The 7,075-nt window shown below is 65.8% G+C and carries 7 protein-coding genes; 3 read left to right on the top strand and 4 right to left on the bottom strand.

The window, feature by feature from the left end:
* Window positions 1-71: 71 nt before the first annotated feature.
* Window positions 72-962: an alpha/beta hydrolase gene (locus RMO40_RS08305; RefSeq protein ID WP_309718957.1), complete on the top strand. Its 891-nt coding sequence runs from the start codon at window positions 72-74 to the stop codon at window positions 960-962.
* Here RMO40_RS08305 and RMO40_RS08300 read toward each other — a convergent pair.
* Window positions 959-2,116, bottom strand: a complete 1,158-nt coding sequence (locus RMO40_RS08300) for an ABC transporter substrate-binding protein (RefSeq protein ID WP_309718954.1) — start codon at window positions 2,114-2,116, stop codon at window positions 959-961. The two genes, RMO40_RS08305 and RMO40_RS08300, sit on opposite strands and share 4 nt — an antisense overlap.
* 248 nt (window positions 2,117-2,364) lie before the next feature.
* A complete protein-coding gene (locus RMO40_RS08295) occupies window positions 2,365-2,763 on the bottom strand; it encodes an META domain-containing protein (protein WP_309718951.1) in 399 nt (132 codons plus the stop codon).
* Between the two features lie 225 nt (window positions 2,764-2,988).
* On the opposite strand from RMO40_RS08295, the gene RMO40_RS08290 reads away from it, so the two are divergent.
* Both RMO40_RS08290 and RMO40_RS08285 read left to right on the top strand, forming a co-directional pair.
* The gene (locus RMO40_RS08290; RefSeq protein WP_309718947.1) at window positions 2,989-4,614 is read left to right on the top strand and encodes a glutamate synthase-related protein; all 1,626 of its coding nucleotides are present in this window, start codon (window positions 2,989-2,991) and stop codon (window positions 4,612-4,614) included.
* A gap of 124 nt (window positions 4,615-4,738) precedes the next feature.
* Entirely contained in the window at window positions 4,739-5,386 is a 648-nt protein-coding gene (locus tag RMO40_RS08285; protein WP_309718944.1) for a response regulator, read from the top strand.
* 109 nt (window positions 5,387-5,495) lie between these two features.
* Here the strand turns inward: RMO40_RS08285 and RMO40_RS08280 are convergent, their stop codons facing one another.
* Window positions 5,496-6,113, bottom strand: a complete 618-nt coding sequence (locus RMO40_RS08280) for a glutathione S-transferase N-terminal domain-containing protein (RefSeq protein WP_309718941.1) — start codon at window positions 6,111-6,113, stop codon at window positions 5,496-5,498.
* 55 nt (window positions 6,114-6,168) lie between these two features.
* Window positions 6,169-7,075 (bottom strand): cytosine deaminase (locus tag RMO40_RS08275; RefSeq protein ID WP_309718937.1); only part of this gene is annotated, 907 nt, incomplete at its 5' end.

The raw sequence follows: 7,075 nt of genomic DNA, 5'->3' as shown, positions 1-7,075 counted from the left end.
TGAAGACCCTGGCGGCGGCATTGAAGCCATGAGTCACGTGCCAAGATCGTGGCACCCTGGAGGTGCACACGATGGTTTGGTTCGACGGTTTCGAAGCTGGGTTTCACGAGGTCAACGGCCAGCGCCTCTTCGCGCGCACGGGCGGCAAGGCGGGCGGCCCGCCGCTGCTGCTCTTGCACGGCTTCCCGCAGACCCACGCCATCTGGCACCGTGTGGCACTCGCGCTGCAAGACCGCTTCTTTCTGGTGATGCCCGACCTGCGTGGGTATGGCGACTCGTCCAAACCAGAGAGCGACGCCACCCACGCGAGCTACAGCAAGCGTGCGATGGCCGCCGACATGGTGGCGCTGATGCACTCGCTCGGCCACACATGTTTTGGCCTGGTCGGCCATGACCGCGGTGGCCGTGTGGCACACCGGCTCGCGGTGGATCACCCGCAGGCGGTGAGCCAGCTGTGTGTGATCGACATCGCGCCGACGCTCGACATGTACAACGCCACCGACATGCGCTTTGCCGTGGCCTACTACCACTGGTTCCACTTGGTGCAGCCGGCACCGTTGCCCGAACGCATGATCGGCGCTGACCCGCTGTTCTACCTGCGCTGGAAGCTGGGCGGCTGGGGCAGCAAGGGCATCGACTACATCGAGCCCGAGGCGCTGGCCGAGTACGAACGCTGCTTCGTGTTGCCCGAGAACATCCACGCCACCTGCGAGGACTACCGCGCCTCGGCAGGCATCGACCTCGAGCACGACCGCACGTCGCGCACGGCGGGTGAGCGCATCGCCTGCGACACGCTGGTGTTGTGGGGCAAACGTGGTGTGGTGCACCGCATGTTCAAGCCGCTGGAGCTGTGGCAAGCGCAGTGCGCCGGCACGGTGAGCGGCGATGGGCTGGAGGCCGGCCACTTTGTGCCGGAAGAGGCGCACGCCGCAGTGGCGCGCGCCCTTGGCCACTTTTTCTAGGCGCGCAAGATGCCGTCGGGCCCGAAGATGCCCAGCTTCACCGACGAGGTGCCGACATACGGCCCCGCGTTGCCAAAGTTGATGACCACCTCGCCCACCTCGAAGCCGCGAAGGCTGGCCAGGCCGGCACGCAGCTTCTCACGCGTGATGTCGCGGCCCGCACGGCGGATGCCTTCGGCCATGACCTGCGCGTTGATCCAGCTTTCCAGGCCCAGACTGAGCGGGGCTGCCTGGTTGGCGGCTTCGAGCGAGGCCTTGTAGGCGCGCACGACGGCAAATTTGGTCGCGTTGCCACCCGGAAATACCGAGGCCTGCGCCAGGCCCGTCAGGTGCTTGCCCAGGCGCTTGGCGTCGGTGAAAGTGACCGACAGGCCGATCACCGGCAAGCCCGCTGCTTTTTCGCGCAGCGACAGGATCATGTCGGTGGTGCCGGTGCCGGTGGTGCCCAGGAACACCGCACCGGCCTTGCTGTCGATGATCTGCTGCGCCACCTCGGCGTGGTTCTTGCCGTCCACCGCCAGCGGGATTGCCGCCACGGCCTTGAGCTTTTGTTCGGCCAGCACACGTTGTGCATTGCCGAGCACCTCTTTGCCGAAGGGGTTGTCGAGGTAGACCACCGCGATCTCTTGAATGCCCATCTGCACCAGCTGCTGCACCATGCGGGTGACTTCGTCGGTGTAGCTCGGGCGGATGTGGAACACGTACTTGTGTTCGGGCTTGCGCAGCGAGGCCGCGCCGGTGATCGGGCCCAGCACCGGGATGCCGGCCTTTTCGGTCATCGGCAGAATGGCGCCGTTGTTGGGCGTGCCGATGATCGACATCAGCGCGAAGGCGCTGTTGTCTTCGATCATCTGCTTCACGTTCTCGACCGTCTTCGCCGCCGCGTAACCGTCGTCCTTGTTGATGAAACGCAGCTCGCGGCCGTTGACGCCTCCGGCTTTGTTGATCTGGGCAAACGCCGCCCGGATGGCCGCCGAGTGCTCCTGCCCGGCGTTACCGAGCGGGCCGGTGAGTGCCGTCGAGTTGCCGATGGTGATGTGCTTGGAGCCGATCGCTTCGTCGCCTGCCGCCCAGGCCGGGTTGATGCAACTGACGGCGCCCAACGTGGCGGCGCCACGGCCGATGTGGTTCAGAAAGAGTCTGCGGTTGATCATGGGAGCGTCTCCAATAGTGCGTTGCTGCCGTCGAGGCAGAGCCAGCCCCTCGCACGAACCGCGCTTTTGCAGCGTCTGGTGTCATTCCATAACGAGTTGCTTGCCGGCAGGCTAGTGGCTGACGGGGTGCTTGTCGAGTCACGTTTGCGACAAGCCTGCCAACCGGCAGGCAGTATCGAGACGCCGTTCACGCTTGTGCATGTGCCTACTCTGTGCACCCGCGTGCACAAACAACGGGGGACCCACCCTCACTTCTTCGCGCTTGCCGGCGTCTTCGTCACGCGGGTGGCTTGGAAGGTGATGCGCACCGTCTCGCCCTGCAACAGGCTCAGCACCTGGCCTTCGATGCGGTACGCATTGGCGACACCCAGCAGCTCGATGAATCGTTGCTCCTGCTGCATCTGCGGGCAGGCCTTGCGCGTGCTGGCCAGCGCCGTCAGCGCGAGCTGCGTGCCGCGCTGTGTGTGTCGGCCGCGCAGGGTGTTGCAACCGGCGAAGCCGCTCAGCCGCTGCGAGGCGGAATGCAGCACCAGGTGGGTGGGCTGCGGGCCGGTGCTCGCAGCGACCGCACCGTCCAGGGTCTGCAGTGTCCAGCGGGTGTCGCGCAGGGGCGAGTTGCCGGTTGGCGCGGCAGCTGTGGCAGCCAAGGCAGCGGGCGAGAGCACGCCGGCCAAACAAAGAGTCAACCAGCGAGAGCACAACAAATCGGGCATGCAGCAGCAAGAGGGTGAGCGAGGGAAACCAGCATACAAAGTAAAAAGCAGGTGTCCATGCTCCTTTTCGCCGAGCCAGCCGCACGGGCCACCGACTACCATCGCCGCCAATCGGTGCCGCAACGGGCTGTTGCCGAGCACCCTCCAAGAGAGAACTCCATGCGCGCCTGGCTGCTCACGCTGAACCGGTACTTCCCGATCCGCTACGCCACCTGGTTGTTGTGCGCCGTCGGCCTGCTGCTGTGCAGCTTCACCTGGGTCGCGTTCAACACCGGCGGCATGCTGGTGCTGCTGTTTGCGCTCGGGCTGGGGTTGGGTCTGCGCGACGTGCTGCAAACGCGGCATTCGGTGCTGCGCAACTACCCGGTGATCGGGCACCTGCGCTTTCTGCTGGAGTTCATCCGCCCCGAGATGCGGCAGTACTTCATCGAAAGCGACAACGAAGCCGCGCCCTTCTCGCGCCAGCAGCGCTCGCTGGTCTATCAGCGCTCCAAGGGCGCACCCGACAAACGCCCCTTCGGCACGCAGATGGACGTGGGCGCCACCGGTTATGAGTGGATCAACCACTCGCTGGTGCCGACCGAGCTGAGCACGCACGACTTTCGCATCATCATCGGCGCGCAGCGGGCCCAGCCCTATTCGGCCAGCGTGTTCAACATCTCGGCGATGAGCTTTGGCGCGTTGTCGGCCAACGCCATCCTGGCGCTCAACGCCGGCGCCAAGCGCGGCGGCTTTGCGCACGACACTGGCGAAGGCTCGATCAGCCAGCACCACCGCGCCAACGGTGGTGACCTGATCTGGGAGATCGGCTCGGGCTACTTCGGGTGCCGCAACGACGACGGCAGCTTCAACGCCGAGCGCTTCGCGGCCAACGCCTGCGACCCGCAGGTCAAGATGATCGAGCTCAAGCTCAGCCAGGGCGCCAAACCCGGCCATGGTGGCGTGTTGCCCGGCCCCAAGGTCACGATCGAGATCGCCCACGCACGCGGTGTGCCGCCCTGGGTCGACTGCATCTCGCCCGCACGGCACAGCGCCTTCGACACGCCGGTCGAGATGATGCAGTTCATCGACAAGCTGCGCAGCCTCTCGGGTGGCAAGCCCACCGGCTTCAAGCTGTGCATCGGCCACCCCTGGGAGTGGTTTGCACTCGCCAAGGCCATGCTCGAGACCGGCATCACACCCGACTTCATCGTGGTCGATGGTGCCGAGGGCGGCACCGGCGCGGCGCCGCTGGAGTTCACCGACCACGTGGGCGCACCGTTGCAAGAGGGCCTGCTGCTGGTGCACAACACGCTGGTGGGGCTCAACCTGCGCGACAAGGTTCGCATCGGCTGTGCTGGCAAGGTCATCAGCGCTTTCGACGTCGCCCGCATGATGGCGCTCGGCGCCGACTGGTGCAATTCAGCACGCGGTTTCATGTTTGCACTCGGCTGCATCCAGGCCCAGACCTGCCACACCGGCATGTGCCCCACCGGCGTGAGCACCCAAGACCCACAGCGCGAGCGCGCGCTGGTGGTGCCCACCAAGGCCAACCGAGTCCACCTTTATCACGAGAACACGCTCAAGGCCTTGAAGGAGCTGGTGCAGGCCGCCGGCCTCACGCACCCCGGTGCCATCACCGCCTCGCACATCGTGCGCCGCTGCAACGACCACCAGGTCAAGCTGCTGGCGAACCTGCTGTCCTTTGTGCGTCCGGGCGAGTTGCTCAGCGGCGAGATGCCGCACAACGTGTTCAAGCTCTACTGGCCGATGGCCAGCGCACACAGCTTTGCAGCCACCCCCTGAGCACTCCGTTGAGCACCCCCTGAGACGCGGGGATGAACCCGGGTTTACGGGGATGCACCATGGGGGCAGCTGACACAACAATGTGTCCACACCCGGCTCGCACCTCTGCCCCCACTTCCCCTTCATGCCGTCCATCGTCCTGCTGCAGCGCGACCACGAAGCCAGCCCCCGGCTGCAAGCGCTGATCGATGCTTCTGAAAATTTCTGGGTGTGCGGCGTGGTCCACACGGTCGAACAGGCGCGCAAGCTGGTTCGCCAAGGGGCACCCGACATCCTCGTCACCGACATGCGCGTGCAAGATGGTGACGTGCAGCCGCTGCTGAGCGAGCTGCGCCAAGGCGCCCGCGCACCCGGGCCGCACGTGCTCGTCACCATGCTCGCGCACGACGACCACCTGCTGCTGGAGGCGCTGCGCGCCGGCGCCGACGGTTACTGGGTTCACACCAAGGAGCCGCAGGCGCTGATCAGCGCACTGGCACAGCTGTGGCGCGGCGAGTCGCCGATCTCGCCGACGATTGCGCGCCAGGTCTTGTCGCACTTCCGCATGCCGGCCCAGCCCGAGTTCGACTCCATGACGGAGTCGCTCAACCCACTCGTGCTCACCGGCACCGAACAAGCCATCCTGCAGTGGGCCGCTCAGGGCTACCTGATCGACGAGATTGCGCAGCAATGGCAGTCGAGCGTGCACACCGTGGCTTGCGGCATTCGCCGCGTGTACCACAAGCTGCAATTCGATCGCAAGGCCAGCGGGCTGAGCCTTCAAGCCGCCTGACAAGGCCCCCCAGTCACTTCGCTCCTGCCCCCAAGGGGCGCCGCCTAGCGGCCCGGCAAGGCCGGTTCCGCGGGCGTTGCTTGATGGAGAGTCTGCTTCGCGACTCGTTTCAGCCCTTCGGCGGCAACGTATCCACAAAACTCTGGCGCTGGGCCAGCTTCGCGTCCAACTTCTCGAGGTTCGGGTACTGCGAGCGCCAATCGATGTGGGCGAAGCGGAAGTCGAGATAACCCAGCGCGCAGCCGGTCGCGATGTCGGCCAGTGAGAAGTGAATGCCCGAGCAGAAGGGTTTGTCACCCAGGCCCTGGCTCATGGCGGCCAGCGAGGCATGCACCTTGTCCATCTGGCGGCTCACCCAGGCATCGCTGCGTTGGGCTTCGCTGCGGCCGGCCCAGGTCTGCTCGAGTCGGGCCAGGATGGCAGCGTCGAGCACGCCGTCGGCCAGCGCTTCCCAGGTGCGCACCTCGGTGCGCTCGCGGCCGCGCTCGGGGATCAGGCGGCCTACCGGCGAGAGGGTGTCGACGTATTCGACGATCACGCGCGAGTCGAACACCGCTTCGCCGCCTTCCATCACCAGGCACGGCACCTTGCCGAGCGGGTTCGACTTGAGGATGGTGTCGCGATTCCAGACGTCTTCCAGCTCCATTTGGTAGTCGAGCCGTTTTTCGGCCATCACGATGCGCACTTTGCGAACGTAGGGGCTGGTGAGCGCGCCGATGAGTTTCATATGGTGTGTCTTCCCTGTTTGAAATCATTCTAGCGAAGGGCCACCCCTGAAACGGCTATCTGCGCAGCGACCAATCCACCTGGGATGAGCGTCCCGCAAGAGACAGCGTGGCCGTGTTCGCCGGCGTGCGCGAGATCACCGCGCCCCGCCGCACCACCGCCAGCCGCGTGGCGCGCAGACGAATCGCTTCGACCGGCGAGCTCGCCTGCAACAGCACAAAATCGGCGTGGCAGCCCACGCCGAGCCCGTAGCCCTCGAGCCCGAGCACCTTGGCGGGGTTGACGGTGACGGCATCGAAACACGCGCGCATCTGCGCCTGCGAGGTCATCTGCGCCACATGCAGGCCCATGTGGGCCACCTCCAGCATGTCGCCACTGCCGAGCGAGTACCACGGGTCCATCACGCTGTCGTGGCCAAACGCGACCGTCACGCCGGCGGCCATCAGCTCGGGCACGCGTGTCATGCCGCGCCGCTTGGGGTAGGTGTCGTGGCGGCCCTGCAGCACGATGTTGGCCAGCGGGTTGGGAATGGCGTGCACCTGCGCTTCGGCGATCAGCGGGATCAGCTTGGTCACGTAATAGTTGTCCATCGAATGCATCGACGTGAGGTGCGAGCCCGCCACGCGCCCGTGCAGCTTCAGGCGCTGAGTGTGGAAGGCCAGCGTCTCGATGTGGCGGCTCATCGGGTCGTCTGTTTCGTCGCAGTGCATGTCGACCTGCAACCCACGCTCGGCTGCCACCTCGCACAACAGGCGCACGCTCTCGGCGCCATCGGCCATGGTGCGCTCGAAGTGCGGGATGCCACCCACCACGTCGACACCGCGATCGAGCGCCCGCTTCAAATTGACCAACGCATTCGGCGCGCGCAGCACACCGTCTTGCGGAAAGGCCACCAACTGCATGTCGAGGTAAGGCTTCACCTGCGCTTTGACGTGCAGCAAGGCATCGACCGCGAGCAAGCGG

The organism is Rhizobacter sp., assembly GCF_031412075.1.
Lineage (GTDB): Bacteria > Pseudomonadota > Gammaproteobacteria > Burkholderiales > Burkholderiaceae_C > Rhizobacter.
Note: the sequence above shows the minus strand (reverse complement) of the source record. Positions and strands in the feature narration are given on the sequence as shown.

What these genes read in the sequence shown, in the direction of transcription:
- RMO40_RS08300 (WP_309718954.1), bottom strand. Translation starts at nt 2,116, where the DNA reads ATGATCAACCGCAGACTCTTTCTGAACCACATCGGCCGTGGCGCCGCC.
- RMO40_RS08290 (WP_309718947.1), top strand. Translation starts at nt 2,989, where the DNA reads ATGCGCGCCTGGCTGCTCACGCTGAACCGGTACTTCCCGATCCGCTAC.
- RMO40_RS08305 (WP_309718957.1), top strand. Translation starts at nt 72, where the DNA reads ATGGTTTGGTTCGACGGTTTCGAAGCTGGGTTTCACGAGGTCAACGGC.
- RMO40_RS08280 (WP_309718941.1), bottom strand. Translation starts at nt 6,113, where the DNA reads ATGAAACTCATCGGCGCGCTCACCAGCCCCTACGTTCGCAAAGTGCGC.
- RMO40_RS08285 (WP_309718944.1), top strand. Translation starts at nt 4,739, where the DNA reads ATGCCGTCCATCGTCCTGCTGCAGCGCGACCACGAAGCCAGCCCCCGG.